The 22,298-nt window shown below is 69.7% G+C and carries 27 protein-coding genes; 14 read left to right on the forward strand and 13 right to left on the reverse strand.

What is annotated here, in order from left to right:
- Nucleotides 1-422: 422 nt before the first annotated feature.
- The 11 genes from BX283_RS08405 to BX283_RS08460 all read right to left on the reverse strand — a co-directional run bounded on the left by BX283_RS08405 (nucleotide 423) and on the right by BX283_RS08460 (nucleotide 8,318).
- Nucleotides 423-782, reverse strand: a complete 360-nt coding sequence (locus BX283_RS08405) for a DUF6233 domain-containing protein (protein ID WP_101387017.1) — start codon at nucleotides 780-782, stop codon at nucleotides 423-425.
- Nucleotides 779-1,063 carry a hypothetical protein gene (locus tag BX283_RS08410; RefSeq protein WP_101387018.1) on the reverse strand — a complete coding sequence of 95 codons (285 nt, stop codon included), beginning with the start codon at nucleotides 1,061-1,063 and terminating at the stop codon, nucleotides 779-781. Before BX283_RS08410 ends, BX283_RS08405 begins: the two co-directional genes overlap by 4 nt.
- Nucleotides 1,060-1,308 (reverse strand): hypothetical protein, encoded by a 249-nt coding sequence (locus BX283_RS08415; RefSeq protein WP_101387019.1) that lies wholly within the window; start codon nucleotides 1,306-1,308, stop codon nucleotides 1,060-1,062. Before BX283_RS08415 ends, BX283_RS08410 begins: the two co-directional genes overlap by 4 nt.
- A 33-nt stretch (nucleotides 1,309-1,341) precedes the next feature.
- Nucleotides 1,342-1,554 (reverse strand): hypothetical protein, encoded by a 213-nt coding sequence (locus BX283_RS08420; protein WP_101387020.1) that lies wholly within the window; start codon nucleotides 1,552-1,554, stop codon nucleotides 1,342-1,344.
- A gap of 262 nt (nucleotides 1,555-1,816) precedes the next feature.
- A complete protein-coding gene (locus tag BX283_RS08430; RefSeq protein ID WP_101387021.1) occupies nucleotides 1,817-2,482 on the reverse strand; it encodes a hypothetical protein in 666 nt (221 codons plus the stop codon).
- The gene (locus BX283_RS08435; RefSeq protein ID WP_257584265.1) at nucleotides 2,479-2,943 is read right to left on the reverse strand and encodes a DUF2199 domain-containing protein; all 465 of its coding nucleotides are present in this window, start codon (nucleotides 2,941-2,943) and stop codon (nucleotides 2,479-2,481) included. The genes BX283_RS08430 and BX283_RS08435 overlap by 4 nt, the downstream gene beginning before the upstream one ends.
- 207 nt (nucleotides 2,944-3,150) lie before the next feature.
- Entirely contained in the window at nucleotides 3,151-3,612 is a 462-nt protein-coding gene (locus BX283_RS08440; protein WP_257582262.1) for a hypothetical protein, read from the reverse strand.
- Between the two features lie 70 nt (nucleotides 3,613-3,682).
- Nucleotides 3,683-5,785 carry a TniQ family protein gene (locus tag BX283_RS08445; protein WP_143676404.1) on the reverse strand — a complete coding sequence of 701 codons (2,103 nt, stop codon included), beginning with the start codon at nucleotides 5,783-5,785 and terminating at the stop codon, nucleotides 3,683-3,685.
- 14 nt (nucleotides 5,786-5,799) lie between these two features.
- Entirely contained in the window at nucleotides 5,800-5,952 is a 153-nt protein-coding gene (locus tag BX283_RS41460) for a helix-turn-helix transcriptional regulator (protein WP_101387024.1), read from the reverse strand.
- 407 nt (nucleotides 5,953-6,359) lie between these two features.
- Entirely contained in the window at nucleotides 6,360-6,845 is a 486-nt protein-coding gene (locus BX283_RS08455) for a TrmO family methyltransferase (protein WP_101387025.1), read from the reverse strand.
- Nucleotides 6,846-6,920: 75 nt separating this feature from the next.
- Entirely contained in the window at nucleotides 6,921-8,318 is a 1,398-nt protein-coding gene (locus BX283_RS08460) for a Tat pathway signal protein (protein WP_257582266.1), read from the reverse strand.
- Between the two features lie 351 nt (nucleotides 8,319-8,669).
- Here BX283_RS08460 and BX283_RS08465 point away from each other — a divergent pair, with 351 nt between their 5' ends.
- The 6 genes from BX283_RS08465 (at nucleotide 8,670) to BX283_RS08490 (ending at nucleotide 12,597) form a co-directional block, all read left to right on the forward strand.
- Complete coding sequence (locus BX283_RS08465) at nucleotides 8,670-9,212, forward strand: hypothetical protein (protein ID WP_101387027.1); 543 nt, start codon at nucleotides 8,670-8,672, stop codon at nucleotides 9,210-9,212.
- Nucleotides 9,213-9,248: 36 nt separating this feature from the next.
- Nucleotides 9,249-9,482: a hypothetical protein gene (locus BX283_RS08470; RefSeq protein WP_101387028.1), complete on the forward strand. Its 234-nt coding sequence runs from the start codon at nucleotides 9,249-9,251 to the stop codon at nucleotides 9,480-9,482.
- A gap of 356 nt (nucleotides 9,483-9,838) precedes the next feature.
- Nucleotides 9,839-10,435: a bifunctional 2-polyprenyl-6-hydroxyphenol methylase/3-demethylubiquinol 3-O-methyltransferase UbiG gene (locus BX283_RS08475; RefSeq protein WP_101387029.1), complete on the forward strand. Its 597-nt coding sequence runs from the start codon at nucleotides 9,839-9,841 to the stop codon at nucleotides 10,433-10,435.
- Nucleotides 10,436-10,586: 151 nt separating this feature from the next.
- The gene (locus BX283_RS08480; protein ID WP_101387030.1) at nucleotides 10,587-11,123 is read left to right on the forward strand and encodes a GntR family transcriptional regulator; all 537 of its coding nucleotides are present in this window, start codon (nucleotides 10,587-10,589) and stop codon (nucleotides 11,121-11,123) included.
- Nucleotides 11,117-12,010: an SAM-dependent methyltransferase gene (locus BX283_RS08485; protein WP_101387031.1), complete on the forward strand. Its 894-nt coding sequence runs from the start codon at nucleotides 11,117-11,119 to the stop codon at nucleotides 12,008-12,010. Before BX283_RS08480 ends, BX283_RS08485 begins: the two co-directional genes overlap by 7 nt.
- Entirely contained in the window at nucleotides 11,998-12,597 is a 600-nt protein-coding gene (locus tag BX283_RS08490) for a hypothetical protein (protein ID WP_101387032.1), read from the forward strand. Before BX283_RS08485 ends, BX283_RS08490 begins: the two co-directional genes overlap by 13 nt.
- A gap of 126 nt (nucleotides 12,598-12,723) precedes the next feature.
- Here BX283_RS08490 and BX283_RS41040 read toward each other — a convergent pair whose 3' ends face one another.
- Together BX283_RS41040 and BX283_RS08500 are read right to left on the reverse strand one after the other, a co-directional pair.
- Nucleotides 12,724-13,899 carry a helix-turn-helix domain-containing protein gene (locus BX283_RS41040; RefSeq protein ID WP_218976516.1) on the reverse strand — a complete coding sequence of 392 codons (1,176 nt, stop codon included), beginning with the start codon at nucleotides 13,897-13,899 and terminating at the stop codon, nucleotides 12,724-12,726.
- Between the two features lie 18 nt (nucleotides 13,900-13,917).
- The gene (locus tag BX283_RS08500) at nucleotides 13,918-14,355 is read right to left on the reverse strand and encodes an NUDIX domain-containing protein (protein ID WP_101387033.1); all 438 of its coding nucleotides are present in this window, start codon (nucleotides 14,353-14,355) and stop codon (nucleotides 13,918-13,920) included.
- A gap of 165 nt (nucleotides 14,356-14,520) precedes the next feature.
- On the opposite strand from BX283_RS08500, the gene BX283_RS08505 reads away from it, so the two are divergent.
- The 8 genes from BX283_RS08505 (at nucleotide 14,521) to BX283_RS08540 (ending at nucleotide 22,293) form a co-directional block, all read left to right on the forward strand.
- The gene (locus tag BX283_RS08505; protein WP_101387034.1) at nucleotides 14,521-15,324 is read left to right on the forward strand and encodes a TauD/TfdA family dioxygenase; all 804 of its coding nucleotides are present in this window, start codon (nucleotides 14,521-14,523) and stop codon (nucleotides 15,322-15,324) included.
- A complete protein-coding gene (locus tag BX283_RS08510) occupies nucleotides 15,321-16,025 on the forward strand; it encodes an ATP-binding protein (protein ID WP_180357107.1) in 705 nt (234 codons plus the stop codon). Before BX283_RS08505 ends, BX283_RS08510 begins: the two co-directional genes overlap by 4 nt.
- Before the next feature lie 12 nt (nucleotides 16,026-16,037).
- Entirely contained in the window at nucleotides 16,038-17,210 is a 1,173-nt protein-coding gene (locus BX283_RS08515; RefSeq protein ID WP_257582272.1) for an NAD(P)-dependent oxidoreductase, read from the forward strand.
- Nucleotides 17,207-18,136: a thymidylate synthase gene (locus tag BX283_RS08520; protein ID WP_101387037.1), complete on the forward strand. Its 930-nt coding sequence runs from the start codon at nucleotides 17,207-17,209 to the stop codon at nucleotides 18,134-18,136. The genes BX283_RS08515 and BX283_RS08520 overlap by 4 nt, the downstream gene beginning before the upstream one ends.
- On the forward strand, nucleotides 18,133-19,842 hold the full coding sequence (locus tag BX283_RS08525; protein WP_101387038.1) for a carbamoyltransferase C-terminal domain-containing protein: 1,710 nt from the start codon (nucleotides 18,133-18,135) through the stop codon (nucleotides 19,840-19,842). The genes BX283_RS08520 and BX283_RS08525 overlap by 4 nt, the downstream gene beginning before the upstream one ends.
- The gene (locus BX283_RS08530) at nucleotides 19,839-20,849 is read left to right on the forward strand and encodes a hypothetical protein (protein ID WP_101387039.1); all 1,011 of its coding nucleotides are present in this window, start codon (nucleotides 19,839-19,841) and stop codon (nucleotides 20,847-20,849) included. The genes BX283_RS08525 and BX283_RS08530 overlap by 4 nt, the downstream gene beginning before the upstream one ends.
- Nucleotides 20,850-20,913: 64 nt before the next feature.
- Nucleotides 20,914-21,429 (forward strand): topology modulation protein, encoded by a 516-nt coding sequence (locus tag BX283_RS08535; protein ID WP_101387040.1) that lies wholly within the window; start codon nucleotides 20,914-20,916, stop codon nucleotides 21,427-21,429.
- Nucleotides 21,430-21,459: 30 nt separating this feature from the next.
- Entirely contained in the window at nucleotides 21,460-22,293 is an 834-nt protein-coding gene (locus BX283_RS08540) for a class I SAM-dependent methyltransferase (RefSeq protein ID WP_101387041.1), read from the forward strand.
- Nucleotides 22,294-22,298 lie beyond the last annotated feature (5 nt).

Genomic DNA, 22,298 nt, shown 5'->3' on the forward strand with positions numbered 1-22,298 from the left:
CCACCGTCGCGGTTTGCGTCTTGAGGAACCGAACGCCGCGCGTCGCCCGTCTTGATCAGCTTCCGCGAATCAGCCGCATCGGCTATCTCCTGAGCCGGCAGGCCGTCGCGAAGCCCTACGTCGCGGGTCTCGGGATGATCACCAACGTGTCCTGATCCTCTTCCTGGTGATCGTCTGCTCCTCCATGAGACCGCAGGTTCACACGACGGCAGCGCCCTGGCGTGGCCCAGCTCGGGGAAGACCCTCCCCCAGGCGTCGCATCTGAAGCGACGAACCCGGGCGCACAGGATTGCCACTCGCCGATTCAAAAGGTCGCGGCCGAGGAAAGGCACCCGGGTCCCACTAAGCGGCGCCCGGACCAGACGACGTGCAGCGGCAGGTCGACGGTCCCTGCGCGGGGCCGCTCAGATCCTCATGCGGACCTAGTCGATCATGCCGAGTGCCGTGTCCGGACGGCAGAAGCCGCACGGTTCGACGCCGCCTGCCAGAGCCTGGCGGGCAGTGTCGCGGTCGACAGCGCGCATGCGGCCAGCTTCGCGGAGCATCCAGCAGTCGCCGGTGTGGACTGCGGTCAGCAGGTGCGGTCCCCCGAGGGCGTGCTCGATCGTCCACTCCGGAGGTGGCGGCCGCCGCCGCTGACCCTCTGCACGTTCGGCCCCTTGACGTTTCAGGTCGGCGAGGGCCTGGTCGATGAGACCGACCCACAACGCATGCCAGGCCCGCAGCGCCTCCAGTCGGGGAAGGTCGGGCGGCAGCAGCCCCGGGGGCCGTGGCCGGTTCATCGGGCGAAGTGCCGTCGGGTCATGGTGGCGGGGCTCCACCAATACCAGCCGGTGCGGGCGCCCTCGGGCAGGGGCGGCCACAGGGCCAGGTGGTAGGCGCGGCGGCCGTCGGGGGTGTCATAGTGGGCCATCGCTACGGTCCGGTACCGCTGACCGCCGATCCGCAGATCGATGGGAACGACCTCGTAGGGGGTGTAGGCCCGCAGGGCGGTAGGCGCTTTCGGAGGTGGGGCCGGCTCGGCGTCACGGGCGGCGGTGCTCCCGCGCGGGGGCGTGTTCATCGCGCCCCGGCTCCCAGAGCGGGCAGCCCGGAGCCCGTGAATTCGGCCTGAACCGTCCAGGTCCGCCTCACCTGTCGGTGCCCTCCGCGGTTCTCGATGAGCTGGATCACCGCGGCCGGGTTGGCGCCGTGCAGCCCGACCCGCTCGGTGTACCGGGCCTGAGCCGTGCCGGGGACGGACCACTTGCCTTCGACTGCCGGACCAGCAGTTCCGAACGCCAACCGGACGAGGTACGTGCTTTCCATGGCTGCTCTGCCTCCTTCGCCCCCCTTCCGCCATCAGTGCCCGCAGTACGGGCATCGGCCGCTGCGCCGCCCCCGTGTCTCCACCTCCACACCTTGTTCACGCATCCGCCGCAGGTGGTAGGCGATGGAGGAAGAGGAGGACACTCCGACCACAGCGGCGAGCTCACGCACCATGGGCGCCTCCCCGGAGGCGGCCACCCACTCCCCGGCGCTGCGGGTGATACGGGCCTTCTGTTCGGTGAGCATCACGGCCGCACCTGCATGCGGGTGCGGGCGAGCTCCTTGAGAGCGACGCGTGCCGCGGGGGTGCCGGCAGAACTCTGCCAGCACGGGTGCGCGGTGATCCGCCGCGACAGTTCCACCAGCCGACGGCGGTGCGCGGCGTCCCCCTTGGCTGTCGTGGCGAGCTGGTCGTAGACGGCGTACCAGGCTGTCTGGGCCGCCAGTGTGACCGAGCACGATAGTTGGCCCTTTTGGCCAAGTAGGTGCTCAGATCCAGCCCTACGAGTCAGCCGCCGTGGAGGCCCCACTCGTCGAGGCCGCCGTAGATGTGGGCTTCGAGGCATTGCGGGGCGTCAAGGCCAACGGCCTCACCCCGGTACACGGCGATGAGGGAGTCCTCGCCCCGCCACCAGTTGTCGGTCACTCCCCGCACTTCGGGTACAGGCTCGAAGCCGCCGAGGTTTAGGGCCTCGACCGCCTTGCCCTTGATCCTTGTGACGGTTCTGGCCCAGCGGCGGGCGTGGTCGGCGAGCGCCAGGGATTCCACCCAGCCGTCCGTGTCGGCGTGTAGGGGTGTCCACTGATAGGCGTCGATGCCGAACGCCCCGTCGGGGCCGATCTTGAATCCGTAGGCCATGGAGACCCGACACTGGCCCGCCTCGAAGGACCAGCCCTGCCCGGCCATCCGCTCGGGGCAGCCGGCGTCCAGGGTGCGGGGGCCGCCCTCGTAGGACGGGGCCGGCGGCAGGGCGAGGCCGCCCCAGCGGTCCTGGAAGGCGGTGGCCCGGTCGGCTTCCGCAGCGGGGATCCCGTGCCTGATCATCGCGTCGCGGTGTCGCCGGATGTCCTGCCGCGGGACGCGGATGCCCGCCACCTCGACGAACCGTCGGGCCCTGGAGCTCAGGCCGGTGGGCCCGACCGGGATGGGCGATACCGGGCTGCCGGCCGTCACCGCTGCGCGTCGTCGCCTGCGTGGAGCACGGCCGCCGCGATCTCCCGCACGCGGTCCAGGGTGATTCCTGTGCGCTGCTCGACGGCGAGAGGGTGGTCGGTAGGCTCAAGCTCGACGAAGGGGCGCTCACCGACCGGGCGGGTGTGGACGTAGGTCTTCAGGTTGAGGGTCGTGGCCGGGTAGACCGGCAGGTCGGTGGTGAGCCAGCCGAAGTACGGCTCCTCAGACTCTCGACTGGGGCTTTCCCACAGGTCCGCGGCCCGGGAGAAATTCTCTCGGCTCAGCGAGACCCACACGCCCCAGGAAAACACCTCGTCGCTGTCGATGACCGGTATCTCGATCAGGCCCTTGACGAAGTAGTGCTGCGCGCGGATCACGCACTGGTCCGACGAGAGCAGGCAGTCGTCGGCGTCGGCAAAGGCCGACTCCCACACAGCCGGGGCCTCGGCCGTGTAGTTCATCGGCAGCTCAGGGTGGTGGGTCCCGCAGCACGCGCATGTGAACCCGAGATCACTGGTCATAGGGCCGGAGCCTAGTGACCGGTTTCGCCCCAGCCTCAGGCGGGCCCCACGCAGGCCCTTCCAGGGCCAACCGTCCCTGCTCAGTCACAACAGGGGGCATCTGCATCGAGCTGACAGTTCGACCCGCAGAGCAGTGCCATCAGGCGCTCAGCCGCGTGTCAGTGGAACCAGACGACAAGGCGTACGTTCTCGGCTCCGTGGACTTCGCTGAGGATGCGCATGACGCTCCAGACGCGCCCAGTCGGTGTCGTCCCCTGCGGCTGAGGCGCGCGTTCGTGTGCCTGAGGAGTTGGTCTCCTGCCAGTCCGTGGTGTCCAGCTCGGCCCAGGTCAGCCAGGTAGTCCCGTGCACATCGTGGGGGCCGCCGTAGCCTGCGAACTCACCTCGCAGCCCATCCGAGGCGTCGACCGGGAAGCCACGATCTTCCGCCAGGGGACGGAAGCCGTAGGAGTTGCGGATCCCGAAGAGGCAGGCCAGGCCGTCGTAGGCATTGCCCCTGTTGAGGAGGAAGAGATCGATGGCGGCCTCCCACACGGAGTCTTCGTCGTCGGGGCCCCATAGACGGGCCCCGGGCCGGCATTCGATCATTCCGCTGACATCGGTCGACATGGAGCGATCCTGCCTGTGCCGGTCAAGGGAAAGCATCTCCATTTCCCGCGCTCGCAGGTGGCATGGGGCTTCACCCATGTTCGGGAGCAGCCATGATGATCTCTGCCACGTGTTGCAGGGCGGCCTGGTATGCCTCGGCGTTGCCCGGCAGCTTCTGCCAGCTGCGCACTCGCAGAGTGGTGGACTGCAGGGTCCCGGGCGGGATGCCGAGGTAGCGGCCCGCGCTCGTACGTGATCCGCCGCGGGCCATCTGGACCAGACGAATCGCGGCGTCGCGCCGCAGAAGCCTCGCAGGTCCGTCCAGCCCGTCCAACGGGGCTGCCCAGGCGTTGGGGAGGGGATCTGAAATGGTGCGCGGGTCGAGGCAGCCTCTGTGGGAGGGGGGTTGGGGGAAGAGGGGCTGCGGTCCGCAGGCTTCCTGCTGGAGGCGGGTTGCTTCCGCGATCACAGCGTTCATTGCGGGTGAGCAGTGCGGGGTGAGGCTTCTCAGGCGCCCGGACCTGCCTGGCGGGAGTCGGGACAGTAGACGAGTGAGTGCGGCGGAACCGTCCGGGTCGTCGAGGACTTGGACGACGAGGCTCATCAGGGCGGCGCATTGCCGTGAATCAGCAGGCGGATGGTCGATGGATCGGGCCAGCCACCCATCGCTCTGCGGTCTGAGGCGTTCGACGGGGCTTCTACGCAGGGCTTGGGCGTGGGCAGCGATCGAGCCCAGGTACTCGAAGGCGGGGAAGACGTCGGCGGCGGCAGGCCAGGTGGAGCAGATCGCCAGGACGGTAGTGCGGACGTCGTTGAAGAACTGTTCGGGGGAGGCCGGCTGCCCGAGGCTCTTGATGTCGCCTTCCGGGCCGGTAGCGGCGGCTGTGGCCAGCCGCTGCTGGGCTTGTGCTGCGGCTGTGGTGGGCGGGGTGAAGGCAGCAGGTGTGCAGTCGAGGCGGGCGCCGCAAGCGGCGTCCCATCCGCCTGCCGGGCGGTGACGGCATTGCGCCGGATGCAGGCGGAGGCGGAGTCCCGGGGCCAGTTGGGACGGACGCCACCTTCCGTCAGCCTGGTAGCCGTTGGAGAAGGCGGGTGCCCCACAAACTGGACATCGCCAGGAGAGGTGACGGTTGTGGCGCGGGCAGATGAAGATGTGAGGGAGCCGCCAGGAGCCCTGCCAGACCGGGCCGCCCGGAAGATCGGCGGTGTCGGTGAGGCAGTCGGGGCAGTAGCGGCTGAAGGTGGTGAACACCCATCCGCTGTTGGCCATGTCCATAGGGCTTTGGCGCTGCCCGAGGTAGATGGCGCCGAGCGGGGAGTAGCCGGGGGCCTGGCTGGTCAGGGTGAGGCCGTGAACCTCGTCAAGCTCATGTTGGCGGATGTAGGCGAGCGTAAGGTTGCCCAGCACGATGGCGCGCGACTTCTTTCGATCTTGCAGCTCAGCGGCTGTGGCCTCCAGGATCAGCTGAGCACGACGGTGCTGTCCTAGGGACAGGTAACAGGAGCCGGAGAGGCGTCCGATCTGGGTGGACGAGACGAGTCCTACGGCGGCGTCTGTGGCGTCCGACCTTTCGAGTGCTTGCTCGGCCTGCGTGAGAGTGCGTTCGAAGGCACGCTCTTCTCCGAGCATCGCGTGTGCCTCACCCGCGTGAAGGAGGGCCAAGCCAGTTACGCCCGGGCTGGTCAATCGGGCTGTCTCGGCTGCTTGCAACGCCAGGCCAAGTCCAGTTCTCGGATCCTGCTGCGCCCCGTACAGGGCGACGTAACTGGTGCGGAGCAGGGCTCGGGCCTCCAGAGTGTGATCGCGGAGCCGGCGTGCGATCTGGCCACTCTGGTCGTAGTAGTTCCTGGCCGTATCCTGGTCTCGCCGCTGCGACGCATCCCATGCCAACTGGCCCATCAGCACTGATGCGTCGGCCTGGATTGACATCAATTCACGCTGCACACGGCCGCCGCGCGCTTCCCGCGCGAGGAAGGTGAGGTGGCTGAGCTGCTCCCCACCCCTCGCGAGAAGGCTCGCCGAGGGCACCTGGTCATATCGCTCGGCCAGTTCATCAAACTCCCGTCGCAGCTCCCCAACGGTGCCCATATCGACCTTGGCTGGGTGGCGTAGGGCATGCTCGCGGCGTTGCTGATCAAAATCAGACTCGTCGATCGGCTCCGTGAGCAGACTTTCGAGCTCCAGAGCGTTCACGCGCAACTGGGCGGCTAGCCGGGGGCGCTGCCAGGGCTGGGGGATCCAGTACCCGCTTCCCAACGCACCACCGTGCTCCGGTCCACACCGAGGCGATCGGCAAGAGCCTCTTGAGTCATACCGACCGTCTTACGGCGCTCAGCGAGGCGATACCTCCTTTGCCCCATGACGTTGCTCCCAGTCCATCGAGCCCGGTTCACAGATACAGCCAGGTCATGACCCTACTTGCATCAGCAATGCCTCATTAGAGCATCAATCCCGCTCTGGATAGCTCGAGTTGGCGGCAGTTGAGTAAGACCCACTTCGCAGTTCCAAGCGAGGTCACCACCGTCATGACAAGTGGCCGTGAATCGCCCCCAGGGCAGAAGGGAAGTGGGCAATGAAGGTCCACCTCCCCTTCGCGCAGACGACGGCTCTCCCAGTTCAACCCTCGCAGGGGGTGGGCGACGTCGTGGCTCTGGCCTTGGTCATCGAGCAGTTGCGGGCCGTCTCGACACGGACCGGCCCCCAACACCACGAGCAGCTCGGAGACCGCCTCGTGAATACGGCCATGTGGCAGAGGCTGACCTTGCGCTCAGCGCTCCCGGGCGTCTCTCCAGTAGTCCTTCAGCATCTCGCTGGGCCACGAGGGCTGCGTCACAGGGCCTCGCGGCAGCATCTCCTGGAAGCAGGCTACGAAGTCGATGACCGGTGTCCCGTCGTCGGCATCGAGGTCGACGACATGGAGGTCGCGGCTGTCGACGCGCAGCAGCCTGGGGAAACTCGTTGCGAGGCGTGCCGGGCGCCGGTGGTTGTGGTGGACGAAGGTCCCGGTAGCGGGCCAGTCGGGGTTATCGCGAGGGCTGCGGGCGTGCAACGCGACGTCGGCCGGGTTGCCCGCGCTGAAGTACCACGTGACTTGCAGGTGGGAGAACTCCTCGATCCCTTGCAGTGTCTCCAGCGGGTACTCGGGGCGGAGACGGATGATCGATTCCACGCCGCCTTTGAAGTCGTCCAAGCGGCCAACGTGGCCGCCGACGACCTCGGCGACGACAGGAAACTCGATGCGCTCCACGGACACGGACGCCCCCTCGTTCTCAGTCAGTGGCGGGCCGCCAGCCAGTCTGAGTGCTGCGCCCGCGCGATCATGGCCCGGTCAGGCTACGCCTGCCAGGACCGTCCTGGCCCTCTCATCGATCTCCGCCGCGGCCGGGATGCCGCGGTTGCGGTACGGGGACAGCACCCGGCGCATGTTGATCACGGTCTCGCGTGCCCGCCCGGAGTGGATTCCGTCCATCGCATCCAGGGCTCGCGACCAAGTCGCGCATGCGGCCTCGACGTTGCCCTGCTGGGCTTGCACGGCGCCCATGTACCCCAGCGTCACGGAATGGGTCCGGCTGAACGTGTCGGCCTTCCTGGTGAGCACGCTGCGGCGGAACTCCCGGAGCGCGCCGTCAAGGTCGCCGAGGGTCCACAGCGTGCGGGCTGTCTCGTGCGCCAGCGACGCTTCCGCGAAGAACCAGACGCGGGACGGCTCATCGTCGCCCGGTACCGCCGATGCGAGATCTGCTTCGGCTCGGATCAGCGTGGCAAGGGCCTCGCGCCGGTGGCCGGCCGCCGCGAGACTGCGGGCCTGCACCACGCCGAGCAAGGCGCGTTCGCGGGGCGTGGCCAGCGCGTACCTCTTGCGCGCGACGGACTCCGTCGCCAGGTCCACGGCCTTCCTCGGGTGGCCAAGGTCTGTGGCCTGGTGAGCCATCGCGCGCAGGATGTGGCCGCCCAGCGGGGCATCACCGGCTTCTGCCGCCAGCTTCGTCGCGAGGGTGAAGTAGCGCCTGGCTGCCTCGTGCCGGGAGGCGTCGAAGCTCATCCACCCCGCTACGTACACCGCTTCCGCCGCGGCGGAGAACAGGCTGCGCCGAACCTCATCGGTCGCGAACACACCGCCGATGTACGCCGCGATGTCGTCACTGATGTACTGGTAGAGGGCGGTGCGACCATCCATCCCGCCGTGCAGTTGATCCCGCCTGGAGAAGAACTCCGTCGTTGCGCGCAGAGCGCTGACCTCCGCGGTGCCCACGCGACGGCCGGTCGTCGAAGGCCGGCGGCGGGCTCGCTCGGGGGCCTCGTCCCACCACTGCCGTCCGGGAAGCACCAGCCCGCCCACCGAGTAGGCGGCACCGGACAGCAAGCGGCGACGTTCCAGGTCCACGTTGGTTCTCCCCAGGTCCACCAGCTCGGTCAGCGTGTCGACGTGCCATTCGATCGCCGTGACCGCCACCGAGCCCGGCGTGGAGAGACCGATCTCTGCAAGCGTGATGGGGCGTTGGAGCCGTCGGGACAACGTCTCGCACAAGATAAGGGGCGCCCTGCCTTTCGGGCGCGTGCCGCTGACCCACATGGCCACCTGCGACCGACTGGTCCCGAGCAGTTCCTCGGCCCTGACCTCGGCTGCGACGCGTACGAACGCTGCGGCCACCTTGGTCTGCGACCAGCCGGTTTCGGCGATCACCGCAGCCAGTTCCTCGTTTCGCTTCCGCGCGGCACTGCGCATCAGACGCCCCTGTTCACAAGGGTACAAAGTTTGACGGGTTTGACGGCCTCGCCAGCCACTCGGGGATACCGACCCCCCGCCTTGAGCGGTTGGCTCAAGGTCAACGAAACCACTAACTGCCTTGCCCGTGAGGGGAGTCCGGTGAACATGCACCAACTGGGTGGCTCGACCGGGACGCGCCCCAACCCTCGCAGTCAGGGAACCGAAGCCCGCCGGTCTGATCTCCGCGGAGGGTCAACCACCCAGGTCCAACTGCCTGTATCTCAGGCGAAGAAGCCGCTGACTCAGCCTCCTCCCGAAGACGAGGGCCCTGACTCCCTCGAACGGATCGCCCACAGGCTGCGCTGCGCGGTGCGCGACGACCGCGAGCGGATCGAGAACCTCCTTCAGACCCTGGAGTTGGCCCTTGATCCCACGGCGGAGCAGGCGATGGCAGCGACCCAGGCCCGGCAGTTCCTGGAACTGGAACCCGTCGACCCGACCCGGCCCAGTCGATCGTACGTACGGGCGCTGCGTGCTCTCATCGCGCGGATCGAGGCGCTTCGCGTGTCGGCCGCGACGTACGTCGTCGTCCCCGAGGGCGCCGAGGTTCCACAGGTTCACGAACGGCTCGGCCGCACGGCGGAGGCTCACGGCGGGTCGGTCTGCTGGTTCCACCACGACCGCGCACTGTCGGACTGGCCCCTGTGGGACCGGCCAGGCTGGCAGCACGTGCAGCGCCTGGTCCAGGGTCGACAGATCACACTGCTGGCCGTGGAGTCCGCCACTGATCTGGTTCCGCCGATGTGTGTGGGCGAGCCGCAGTGGGGGCGGCAAGGGCTGGAGACGTGGCTTCGCGGCTGGGGCATTCGCCTGGTCTGCCGCACCGAAGCCGAGGCGGACGCGCGCCGATGACCACCCTCCCCACCGCCCCCGACCCATTCCAGGATCATGATCGTCCGCTCTCTGTTCATCTGCGGCCTGCTCCCGCTGTACGCGGTGCTGCTGGCCCTCTCGGTCCGGGCGGCACGCCGCAGAGCCGCCGCACGCACCTGCATGTCCACGGCTCCAGTCGCTCCAGTCGCTCCGTTTTTGAAGCACTTCCTTCAGCAGTGCGCTGGGTTCCCGATCCTGTGCCTCGTGCTGATTTCGCTGACCGTGATCTTCCCCGGACGGCTGCCGTGACCCGCGCCCGCCGGCTCGGACTCCTCGGCATGCGGTGCAGCCCACTTGATCTCCCTCCCCCATAACCGGCCGCCTCCTGGTCGCAGTCGAGACCTCCCCTGTCCACGACGCGGCCAGGAGGCGACCCTCCAGCCGGGGCCTTTCCGCTCGCGGCCCGGACGCTGCGCCCGTGTGCGGCACCAGGGATCGCGGGAAGGTGCGGCGCCGCTCGGTGATCCACCTGCTGTGCGGGGCGGCAGGAGCAGCGTGCGCCCCGGCCTCCGCCCAACAGAAATGCGGAGGCCGGCCCACCCCGACCACGCACGAAATCTACTATCTCGCCCCACTTTGGTGAGGCGGTCGAGAGGACAGTCCCCATGACCACCAGCCCGCCCCGGTTACCCGCGCACGACGTGGTCTTCTGGGACCGCGTGGCCACCAGCGGCTGGTACCTGCACCCCCTCGCCTCCGAGGAACTCCGCCGCTTCGAGCGGCACTTCCCCGGCCACCGCGGTAAGCGGGCCATCGACGTCGGCTGCGGCACCGGGGAATTCACCCGCCACCTGTACGCGGCCGGGCTCGACGTCACCGGCATCGACTGGTCCCCCGCGATGATCGCCCTGGCCCGGCAGGCCACCAGCTGTCCGCTGCCCTACGTCGTCCACGACCTCGCCCTCAGCGACCCACCCGGACTGACCCCGCGCAGCGTCGACTTGGTCGTGTGCCGCCAGACCCTGTCCCTGCTCGACGACCCCGCCGATCTCCTCTACCGCATCCGCACCCACTGGCTCCGCCCCGGTGGCCACCTCTACCTGAGCGAGGTCCGCGCCACCGACTACGAGGCACGGACCCTGCGTGGCGGAATGACGGACCAGCAGCTCGACCGGCTCGGCGATGGCTGGGCCCACGCCGTCCGCTACGACCTCACCAGCCAGCGTGTCGCCTGCGTGATCCTGCGCGACACAGCCGCATGACCCCTCTACCTCTTCCTTCACTCCCCCGTCAGCGAGGAACCATGGCCCGCCCGCAGCACCCGCCCTCTCCGAACTCCCGGTTACGCTTCCGCGTCCTGTCGCTGCCCGAGAACCGCGATACGGCGCGGCGCCCCGGTGAGGACGGTGCCTCGTGACGCGCGGGGGCGTGCGGCCCGTGTCCGCCACCGATCTGAGCAACACCGGGCACGTACTGCTCACCCGCATCGCGCGGGGCGACCACTTCTTCGGCTCAGCACTGCCGCTTCCGGCCGACCTGGCCGCAGAGTTGCGGGTGCCCGAGATCTGCGTGCGATCCGCGCTCGACCGCCTGCACGACCTCGGAGTCCTCGACCGGGACGCCGGCCACCGCCTGGTCGTGGCGTCGCGCGAGCGGTGGAAGGTACGGCACGCCGAGCCGGGTCCCGGCGCGGTTGCCGCCGCCCGGCAACTGCGCGGCGAGATCCGCGACGGGGTGCACCGCGTGGGTCATCCGCTGCCACCGGGCCGTGACCTCGTCCGCCTTCTGGGCTTGTCGCCGCGTGATGTCCGCCGGGCCCTGCGCGACCTGGCGGCCGAAGGGCTGCTGGCACTGCCCGTGAAGGGCAACGCCATCGTCATCAGCAGCCACCCCACCCCGGTGCCTCCTGCTGAGTTGCTCAATCCGGGGATGGACGGTGCGTCGTGCTGACGTCCGGGCCGTCGTGGAGGGGGCCGGGAGCACCGGCCCTGGACGACGATGCCTACCGCCGCCCGAACCCCGCCCGCGTCTACCACTTGCTCAGTGGCGGCCGGGATTCCTTCCAGCTCGACCGGGACTTCGCGCAGCGGCTCTTTGACGCGGACAACACGATCGTGTCGGCCTCCTACATCAACCGCGACCACAGCGCGCTGACGGCCCGGTTCTTCGCGGAGTTGGACTTCCAGCAGGTCCTCGACCTGGGCTGCGGGTACGCGTACGACTGGTCGAAACGTCACCAGCGCCACGAGCCACCGACGCTCCGGGAAGTACTGCCGGGCGCCTCGATCGTGCACGTGGACATCGACCCCATCGTCGTCGGGCTCGCCCAGAGCACCATGCGATGCGTTCACGGCAACCCCAGCGTCCTCCAGGCCGACATCCAGTACATGGCGGAGATCCTCGCCCACCCCCAGGTCGCGCCCCGGTTCGACCTGGACCGGCCGATCGCCGTCCTGCTCCACGACGTACTGCCGTGGATCGCGGACGACCAGGCCGTCACCTCCGCCCTTGCGGTGCTGCGGGAGTGGCTGCCACCTGGCAGTGTCCTGTCGATCACCCACGCCAGCGCGGACCTGGCCCTCATGCCCAACGCGAAAGCCAAGCTCACGGCGCTGTGGGCTGAAGAAGCAGCCGTAGCGTTCCGGCCCCGCAGCCGTAACGCGATCCAGGTCCTGTTCGGTGGCTGGCCCCTGCTCGATCCCGGCCTCGTCCCCACCCACCGCTGGCACCCCGAGCACCCCGATACGCGCGCACCCGAAGCACACTCCGGCGCCTACGCCGGCATTGCCCGCAAGCCACACCTCTCGATCGTCAAGGACCCGCCGTGTACCTCATGAGACTGCTCTCGCCCGAGGACCGCCCCCTCGTCGATGCGCTGCTCACCGCCCGCACCGCCTGGGCCCAGCAACAAGGCTGCCCGCACCACGGCCATAGCCTCGCGCTGCTGAGCCTGCTCGCCAACGGCCACGACACCACCCAGATCATCGGGATGGAAGAAGACGGCGACCTCGTCGGGATCTTCACCCTCGCCGTCCGAGAAGCCGCCCTCGTGGGATGGAGCGGCAGGAGGAAGCCCTGTCGGTCACCCACCCCGCCCAGGCACGGCCAGCGCCTCGCGCGTCTGGGCTCGCTGTGGCTGGCCGACTACATCACCCACCTGCCCGGTCCGCCGCGCTGGGTGCGCGGCGCGGTATCGGACAGCGCTGTCGCCCTCTACCTCCAGGGTGTCTGCGGCTGGCAGCTGGTCCGGTACTCGCGTGATCCCGACGGACGCCGCGCCTACCGCCTGCAACTCCCCGCCCAGGCCACGCCCGGTCTCCGCCACCTGGTCACCACCAGCGCCGAACTGGCAGCACCACTCGCCGACCCGGCTTCCAGCCCCATCCGGGGCACGCCAGCACGGCCGGATCTGCTGCCCCGCTGACGCTAACACCGTGCGCCATCGAGCCCCCATCAGCGATCCCAGAAGGGACACCCGTAGATGCCCCGCCCCCATCGAGTTCCGCTTGCCCCCTTTGGCGGGTTCCCCGGCAACCGCCCGGGTGCCGGGCTAGGCCGCCATCTCCTGGCGCAACCGGTCCAGGGCGTGGCCGGCGGCGTCTCGGCTCGCGGGCAGCTGGTCTCCCGCCGCACGCATGATCCGCTGCAACTGGTGGGGAAGCCGTTGCCGGGTGGCCTCGAAGACGGCCGCCTCCAGGCACGTGCTGGCGCCGTCGCGGTCGTCGGCCAAGAGCCTTACGTGGGCGACGGTGATCAGTTCGATGACGCGCCACTGCGGGGCCACTGTCATGGTGGGCTCCGGGGCCTGCTCGACCAGCCGTATGGCCATGTCCGCCCGGCCGGTGGCGACCAGGCCGCGCAGCCGGATCTCGTGCAGCGCGTACGGGTTGAACAGCGAGGTGTGCTCCACCTCCTCCAGCAGCGCCGCAGTCTCGCTGACCACGGTGTCGAACAAGGTGCCGTCCCCAAGGGCCCCGGCGGCGCGGGCCAGGAGCGGCAGGACGGCGGCCCGCGCGGTGGGGTCGGGGGCGAGGACGGCGGCGTGCTGGAGGCGGTCGACGGCGGCCCCCTTCATGCCCGCCTTGCGCAGCTCGTTGCCGTGCATGCGCAGCACGGACGAGGAGAAGGCCCGGTCGCCGAAGTAGCTGGCGATCGGCAGGCTCTTTCCGGTCCAGCGCGCGGCCGTGGCCAGGCGTTCCTCGGGCAGGACGTTGCCCAGGGCGACACCGAGGCCGACCCGGGCCTGGGCCAGCAGCCGCAGGACCCCCCGCTCGGCGTGTCCGTCCTCCAGGCGGGCTTCCAGCCGGGCCACCAGCGGCCACAGCTCGGCAACGGCTTCGGTGGCGTGGCCGGACTGGCGGGCGATCTCCGCCAGCCGCACGGTCGATTCACCGAACTGGAGCATCGCCCGGTGATCAGTGTCCGCTTCATCGGTGACCCCGAGCAGGTGCGGGGGCAGGCGCAGTTGGTCAGCGATACGCCGCCGCGAGCCGACGTCTTCCACCGAACGTTTCCCGAGCTCGATAGCGGACACGTAGGTCTTGTCGTAGCCGAGCAACTGCCCCAGCTCGGTCTGGCTGAGGCCGTGGACCGCGCGGAACAAGCGCAAGATCCGACCCAGGTCGCCCGCCGCGAGGATCTGCTGCGCCTGCCCGGTGGCCCAGTGCCAGGCAGCGAACCGGGACGACGAGCGCAGCACCACCGCCGCCCCGTCACTGGGTCGCATGCCGGTGCCGTCCACGTGTTACGCCTGGGCGAACCACGTGGTGATCGACTGCTTGTAGCCGTCAGGCATCGTCAGCGCCGGCACCTCGTCGGCGGTGAACAGGCCGACCTGCTTGTGCTCGTGACTGACCACGGGGGCCTGGTCGGGGGTCAGGACCGTACAGCCGTACGTGACGATCAGAACGCGCCGTCCCGGAATCGGCTCGTAAATCCACGTTCCGCCGTCGATGAGGGACGCGGCCTGGATCTTCCAACCGGTCTCTTCTGCGATCTCCCGCTCCAGCGCCTGCTCGGGCGATTCGTCCGGGACCTGCAATCCGTCCGGACTGCCGACCTCCAATCGGCCGCCGGGCAGCTCCCACTCCTCGCGCTCGTTCTTCAGCAGCAGGACCCGGCCGTGCGCGTCGAGCGCGACGCCCTTGATGGATACGGGCCACAACGGCGGCGTGTACGGCATGACGTTCCTCGTCCAGCAGCGCGTGCAAGGGGCGATCGGAACGTAGCACGCCGTCCTCAACTCCGATGCATTCTGCCCGACTTGCCCGAGTCGACAATCAGTCGCTTTACCGCCTGCCAGTTGGCCGCGAACAGTGGGTCAGCCATCCAGCGAAGGAGTTCCGTGATGAGCCACGCCCACGCCCTGCGTGCTCCCGCCCCACCGTTCCAGCCGGCCACCACGCTGTCCGTGAACGACCTCGCGGAGCGGCTGCGGGAGACCGGGCTGGTCAGCGTGGACCGGTTGGTGCTCCGCTCGTCCGTCACGGCGTTCGCCGACCGGATCATGCGCGTGACCGCCCACCGTGACAGCGACGCGCGGGACGGGCTGACCACGATCTACGACACCCGCCGCGACACACAGCAGGCTGGGTACGGCGGCTTCACCAGCAGCGAGCTCGCCCCCCACACCGAACGCTCCGGCATCCCCAGGCCGCCTCGCCTGATGCTTCTGGTGTGCGCATACCCGGCGGCCACGGGCGGCGAGTGCCTGCTGACCGATGGACGGGCCGTCCACGCAGACCTCGCCGCCCACCACCCCGATGCCCTGGACCTGTTGTCCACCCGGCACACCGCGTTCTTCGGTGGTGGGGACGGCCACGCCTCGCAGGTGTTCACCCCGCGCGCCGAGGGACGCGTCTCCCTGCGGCTACGCCTGGACGCCCTGGCGCGTTGGAGTCCGCTCGTCGAACCCCACCTTCCCGCTCTGCGCGCCGCCATCCAGCGCCACCAGCTCACCCTGCCGCTCCAGGCCGGGCAGGGCTACCTCCTGGACAACAGCCGCTGGTTGCACGCCCGCACCAGCTACACCGGGGACCGCCTGATGTGGCGCGCCCTGGGCGAGCCGCTCCCCCAGCTCACCCCCCTGCCCACCGGATTCCGTCCCGCCCCCCGCACTCCCGACCGGGCACCCGAGGAGACCGCGTCGTGACCTCCCACCAAGTCCGAATCCACGTGTCCGGAACCGCCGACCTGGCCCGCACCCGAAACCGCGTCCTCACGCAGATCGCTGCCTGGGGAGTCACGCTGGAGGCGGACCAGCACGGCGCGATCAAGCTGGTCACCTCGGAACTCGTCACCAACGCCCTGACCCACGCGCAGGGCCCGGTCACCGTCCGCCTCGCCCTCAACAAGAACCGGCTGATCCTGGTCGTGCACGACGGCAGCGAGGAACTTCCGGTCTGCCCGGACATCGGCGATGTCGCGGAGTCGGAGTCCGGGCGCGGGCTGCTCCTGGTGGACGTCTTCGCCAGCCGCTCCGGCTGGCGTCGCACGCCGGGAGGCAAGAAGGTGTGGGCCGAGTTCGACGTGCCCCCCACACTCGCAGAAGCCGAGGCGTCCATCCCCTGCCCGGCAACGGCGGCAACACCGCGCCCGCGCCTGTACATCGCACCCGAGGGCGTCGTACTGGCGGGAGAGCGGCGGGGTGAGCGGTCGGCCTCGCGGCAAGCGGGAACCGATGCGATGACTGGTCACCCGGTCGGTCGCGGTCCCCCTGGCCCACCGACGGCCGCGAAGCGTCCGCCCGCGTACGTACCCAGGCAGTCGGCCACGGGCGGACAAGAGGGTGTCGGCCGGTTCCCCCGAGGCCGACCGACGCCCTCGGCACCACTCCCTGCGCGACTTCCCTGACGAAGGAGCACCGTGGAACCACTACACCTCGCCGACCCCGACATAGCCGGAACCTTCCTCCGGCCGGTACAACTCCACGTCCCTCACGACAGCCAGGACCAGCCACCCACCCCGCTCTCGGCGTCGCAATCCTCTCCCGCCCCACCCGCCGAGAAGCACAAGACGCCCGGACAAAGTGACGTGGAGAAGGCGGCGTTAGACGGCAACTCGCGGGGCCGGACCGCGCTGGTGACGGGAGCCTCCGGGTTCATCGGCTCTCATCTCGTTGACGCGCTGGTGGCCGATGGCTGGGCGGTGACCGGCGTCGACCGGCGGTCCCCCAGCGCCGACCTAGTGGCGGCCCGCAACCTCCACGGGGCCATGTGTCAGCCGGGGTTCACGTTCGAGCACATGGATCTGACCGACCCGCGCCTGCGGGACCTGCTGACCGGCGTGGACGTGGTGTTCCACCTCGCAGCGTCCACCGGCGTGCGCGGATCGTGGGGCAAGGCGTTCCTCTCCTATATCCACGACAACATCGCCGCGACCCACCACCTCGTGGAGGAGTGCGAGCGGGCGCGCGTGCCCCGGCTGGTGGCCGCGTCGTCGTCCAGCGTGTACGGGGGCCGGAACACCGAGCCGTCGCGTGAGGACGGGCCGGTGGCGCCGCTGTCGCCGTACGGGGTGTCGAAACTGGCGGGCGAACAGCTCGCTCTGGCTTACGCGTTGCGGGAAAGTGCGGCGACGCGGTCGGTAGGGCTGCGGTTCTTCACGGTGTACGGGCCCCGGCAGCGCGACGACATGGCGATCTTCCGGATGCTCGACGCGGTCCGCACAGGTCAGCCGATGCGGCTGTACGGGGACGGCAGCCAGCGCCGGAACTTCACGTACGTCGCCGATGTGGTCGATGCGCTGTTACGGGCCGCCACGGAGGACCTGAACGGCACTGTCGTGAACGTGGCGGGACCGCAGACCGTATCGGTGCGGGAACTGCTGGACACCGTGCGCAAGGTGACCGGCACCCCGGTGCCCCTGACAGAGGCTCCGGCGCGTTCGGGCGACCCGCAGTGCACCGAGGCCGACACCCGTCTTGCCGCGTCCCTCCTGGGCTACCGGCCGCGTATCCGGCTGACGAAGGGCATCGCCCGGCAGTGGGCGTGGACCCGCGACACGCTCGGCGCTGCTGCCGTAGGGGGGACGCTGTGATCAACGTCTGTGCCTCGTCGGCGAACGAGCTGTTCACCGCCGCCTGCACCGCGGTCCTGGCCGAGGGCCAGGCGGTCAAGCCGCGGGGACTGGTCACCACCGAGGTCATCGGCGCGCACCTTACGCTGACCCAACCGCGCCGACGCCTGGTGAACGTGCCGCCGGTGCGGATCCTGAACGCGGCGTTCGCCGCCGCCGAAGCGGTGTGGATCCTATCCGGCGCCGACGCCGCGTGGATCTGCACCTACAACCAGCGCATGACCCAGTATGCCGAGGCGGGACGTCTGCGCGGCGCGTACGGGCCGCGGATGCGGGCCTGGAAGCCGGGCTGCGACCAGATCGACCATGTGCGGCAAACTTTGCTGGCCGATCCCGACTCCCGCCGGGCTCTGATCCAGCTCTACGACCCCGGCCGGGACATCCCCCACCACAGCGACATCCCGTGCACCCTCAACTACCGCTTCTACGTGCGCAGTGGGCGCCTGGACATGCACACCACGATGCGCAGCCAGGATCTGTGGCTCGGGTTTTGCTACGACCTGTTCACCGCAACGATCCTGCATGAGCTAATGGCTCACTGGGTCGGAGCTGAGCTGGGGCACTACCACCACCACGTGGACTCCCTGCACCTGTATGAGACCAACCTCCCTGCCGCCCGGAGGCTGCCAGCCGCGCCCGTGCCGAGCCAGGCCATGGAGCCGCTGGCGATCGGTTGGGAGGACTTCGGCCCCCTGCTATCCGGCATCACCAACGATGGAGCGGTGTCCGGGGCGTGGGCGGAGTTTGCCCGGGTGATGTGCAGCTACCGGGTCTGGAAGGGGGGTGACCGGGCCGATGCCAGGCACATGATCACCCCGCCTCACGGTGTCCTGACCGACGGCCTGAACTCCTGGTACACGAAGCTCGAAGGGCGGGAGACGGCATGAAGTCCGTGGTGCTCGGCCTGTGTTCGGGAACGCACGACTCGGCAGCCGCGCTGATCACGGAGGGGCGACTGGTCGGCCTGGTCGAGGAGGAACGCCTCAACAGCATCAAGCACACCAAGGCGTACCCGGCCGCCGCTGTCGACTGGCTGCTGGACACGGCCGGAATCAGTCCCGGTGACGTGACCGACGTGGCCTACAACTTCGCCCCCCGGCTCTACCTACTTGGCGCACTCCCACTGGGCCACCTTCGGCCGGCCACGGCGCGGCGGGCCGTGCCCAGGGCGCGCAGCTTCTTCACGGTGACCCGGCGGGCCGCCCAGCGGCTGCACGGCTTCGGGGAGCACTTCCCGCACGCCCGTCGGCACGGCGTCGAGCACCACCGCGCGCACGGCCTGTACGCATTCGGCGCCTCCCCCTTCGAGGAAGCGGCCGTGCTGATCGTGGACAGCCTCGGCGAGACCGTCACCACCTCGATGTGCTCCGCTCGACGCACGCCCGGCGGCATCCACATGCATCAGCGGTGGTCGCTGCACGATCCGGCCTCCCTCGGTTACGCCTACGGCGCTGTGACCGAGCACCTGGGCTGGAGGCGCGGTGATGAGGAGGGGACGGTGATGGCACTCGCCGCTCTCGGTGATCCGGCACGGTTCCGGGACCTGTTCGCCCAGGCGATCGTCCTCACCGAGGAGGCGTTCGCCCTGAACCCGGCTTGGTTCCCGTTGCGGGTGATCTCCAGCCGCTACCCGCGTCTGTCCGCCCAGTTCGTGGAAGCGACCTGCCCTTCCCGCGCGCCGGAAGAAGAGGTGGCGCAGGTGCACGCGGACCTGGCCGCAGCCCTCCAGGAGCGCACCGAGCAGGTCATGGTCCACCTGGCCCGCCGCGCCCGCCGCCGCACCGGGCAGCGTGCCCTGTGCGTGGGCGGCGGGGTCGCCCTGAACTGCGTCAGCCTGGGACGGATCGTGGCCGAGGCCGGATACGACGAGGTGTTCGTGCCACCCTCTCCGGGGGATGCCGGCACGGCGGCGGGCGCCGCCCTGTCGGTGTGGCAGCGGCACACCCCGGCCCAGGTGGAGGGGATCCAGGATGCCTGCTACCTGGGGCCCGCGTTCAGCGGGATCACCCTCGTCGAGCGGCCCCGCCCCGGGATGTGGGCCCACCGCCCGGCCGACGCCGTCCGGCATCTGGCATCCGAGCTGGCCGCAGGGACGATCGTCGGCCTGTTCCGGGGCGCGCTGGAGGCCGGGCCGCGCGCCCTGGGCAACCGCTCCATACTTGCCTCCCCGCTCCGTCCTGAAGTTGTGGGGCGGCTGAACGCCCGCGTGAAGTTCCGCGAGCCGTTCCGCCCCTTCGCGCCGGTCGTGCTCGCTGACAAGGCGGCCGACTACTTCACCCTGGGCCAGGCAGCCCCCTACATGTCGTTCGCGAGCGGAGTGACGCCGCTGGCCCGCGAGACGATCCCGGCGATCGTCCACGCCAACGGTCTCGCCCGCATCCAGACCCTCACCCCCGAACGCAACCCGTTCCTGGACGCGGTGCTGCGCGCGTTTCACGAGATCACCGGCGCCCCCGTGCTGATCAACACGAGCCTCAACATCAAGGGCAAGCCGATCTGCGGCACCCCCGACCAGGCCCTGGACTGCCTCGCCGAATCCGGGATCGACGCCCTGCTGCTGGAGGACTGGTGGGTCCAGGAGGCAGAGGAATGAAGATCGGATACAGCCACTGGGGGTTCCTCGGCGACGGGATCACCGACACCCCCGACGGCGGCCGCAGCCACCGCAAGACCCTCGTGGACGGCCTGGTCGCCGCCGGGCACCAGGTGGTGTTCCTCCAAGCCGACCGGGACACCCTGGAAGCGCACCGGCCCGTGCCCGGCCCCTACGTGTGGGATGCGGGGCTGCCCGAGCTGGACGCCTTGTTCCTGGAGTGGCGCTGGCCCATCCCGGGCCGCAACGACACCCCGTGCGGCACCCCCGGCCACACCTGCGACCTGCACCGCCAGCAGCAGCTCGTGAGCCACTACGTCGAGCAGCGGGGCACCCCGGCCCTGCTGTGGGACAAGGACCAGCAGCTCCACCCGGCCGACGCACTGCGCCAGGGCGGAAACGTCACCGTGTGCGAACCAGCCCTCCACCCCCGGCCCGGCGCACAGAGTCTGCTGTTCCCGGTCGCCGACCAGGTTCTTGATCAGGCTGAACCCTCCGTGCTCGCCGCCCATCCACGGCACCTGGCCCTGGTCTACGTGGGCAACGAGTACGGCCGTACGGACGCGTTCACCACATACTTCGCGCCCGCCGCTCACGACCTGCCGCACGAGGTTGCGGGGAAATGGGCGGACACCGGGCGCTGGCCGCACGTCACCTTCCTCGGCCGCGTCCCCTTCCGCCACGGCATCCGCATGCACCAGGCAGCCCACGCCACGGTCCTCCTTGCCCCGGACCGCTACCTCGCCACCGGTCAGTACACCCAGCGGATCTTCGAAGCGGTCCTGACCGGATGCGCGCCGATCACCCCCGCCCGCTACCGGTCCGCGGCCACGGTCGTCCCTGAGGAGCTTCACGCGCGGGACGGAGCCGACGTGGCCGATATCACCCGCCGTCTCGCCGTCCTCGGCGGTGAAGATCGCGCCCGGCTCCTGGCGCAGTGTCTGCGCAGGCTGGACCCGTTCCGCCTGTCCCGGCAGCTCGACACCATCGACACGGTCTTGAACTGATTCGGGGTAATGATCATGAAATGTGGCCACATGGCCCCCGCTGGGCTCGGTAGCTTCTTCCGTTATGAAGCGCATCGCCCTCATCGGCTGCGGCGGCAGCGGCAAGACGTACCTCTCCAAGCGGATCGGCACTCTGATCAACGCGCAAGTGACCCATCTCGACGCCGTGTATTACGACGACCACTGGAACACCCTGCCGCCGGAGAAGTTCGCCGCCATCCAGGAGGAGCTGGTGGCCGCACCGGCCTGGGTCATCGAAGGGAACTACGCTGGCACGCTCCCCATCCGGCTGCGCCGCGCCGACACGGTGATCTTCCTCGACCTTCCGGCCTGGGCCTGCCTGTGGGGTATCGCCCAGCGGCGCCTGCGCTACGGAGGCGGCCAGAACGATGCGACCGGCGTGTACGACCGGATCAACTGGGGCTTCATCCGCTACGTGTGGGGCTACCGCAAGTCGATGGCCCCTCGGGTGCGGGACCTGATCAGCGAGCACGCCACTGGCGCGGCCGTGCACCGGGTCACCAGCCGCCGCCAGGCCCGCGAGCTCCTGGACCGGCTCACCAAGACGCAGGCCGCCTAACTGGCAGCCCGTCCCGCCGGGGGGCTGCCAGTGTCTGACTTCTCCCCGTTCCTGGACTCCCGGCTCGCCACCGGCAGCCTCTACCGCACCCAGCAGCGGCTCGCCGAACGCACCCAGGCGCTCCTAGCGGCGAAGGTCTGCGGCCGCCCCGCAGCGCAGGTCGTCGCCGCCCATGCGGCACACGCCCTGCCGCGGCCCGGCGCGACGGTCGTGGACATCGGCTGCGGCCGGGGCGCCTCGACCGTCGCTCTGGCCCAGGCCCTGCCCCGCCCGCGCATCGTGGCGATCGACGCGTCCGCCGCGCTGCTGGCCGCAACCCGCACCCGGCTCCACCAGCACGGCCTGACTGGCGCGACCGTGCAGGCCGACTTCCACCGCCTTCCCCTGCACGATCACACCGCCCATCTGGCCGTGGCCGCGTTCTGCCTGTACCACTCCCCGCGACCCGAGCTCGTGGTGCGCGAGATCGCCCGCTGCCTCACCCCGGGGGGCACGGTGATCCTCGCGACGAAGTCCGCAGACAGCTACCGGTCACTGGACCACTTGATAGTCCGCGCCGGCCTGGACCCGCATGCCGAGGCCCGGCCCAGCCTCTACGCCGCGTTCAACAGTGCCAATCTCCGCTCCACCGTCGAGGGTGTGCTCCAGGTCAAGACAGTCGAACACGAGACCCATCGGTTTCAGTTCCACGACCTTGCGCACACGGCGGCTTACCTCGCGACATCGCCGAAGTACCAGCTGCCGCCTGGCCTGGCCAATAACGCCGCAGCCCTCACCGACCGGCTCCGCCAGGCCCTGCCCGACGGGCCCGTGACGACCGCGTCCGTGGTCAGCTACCTGGTCGCTGCCGCTCCCGCCGAGTGAGGAGG

Source organism: Streptomyces sp. TLI_146, assembly GCF_002846415.1.
Taxonomy (GTDB): domain Bacteria; phylum Actinomycetota; class Actinomycetes; order Streptomycetales; family Streptomycetaceae; genus Streptomyces.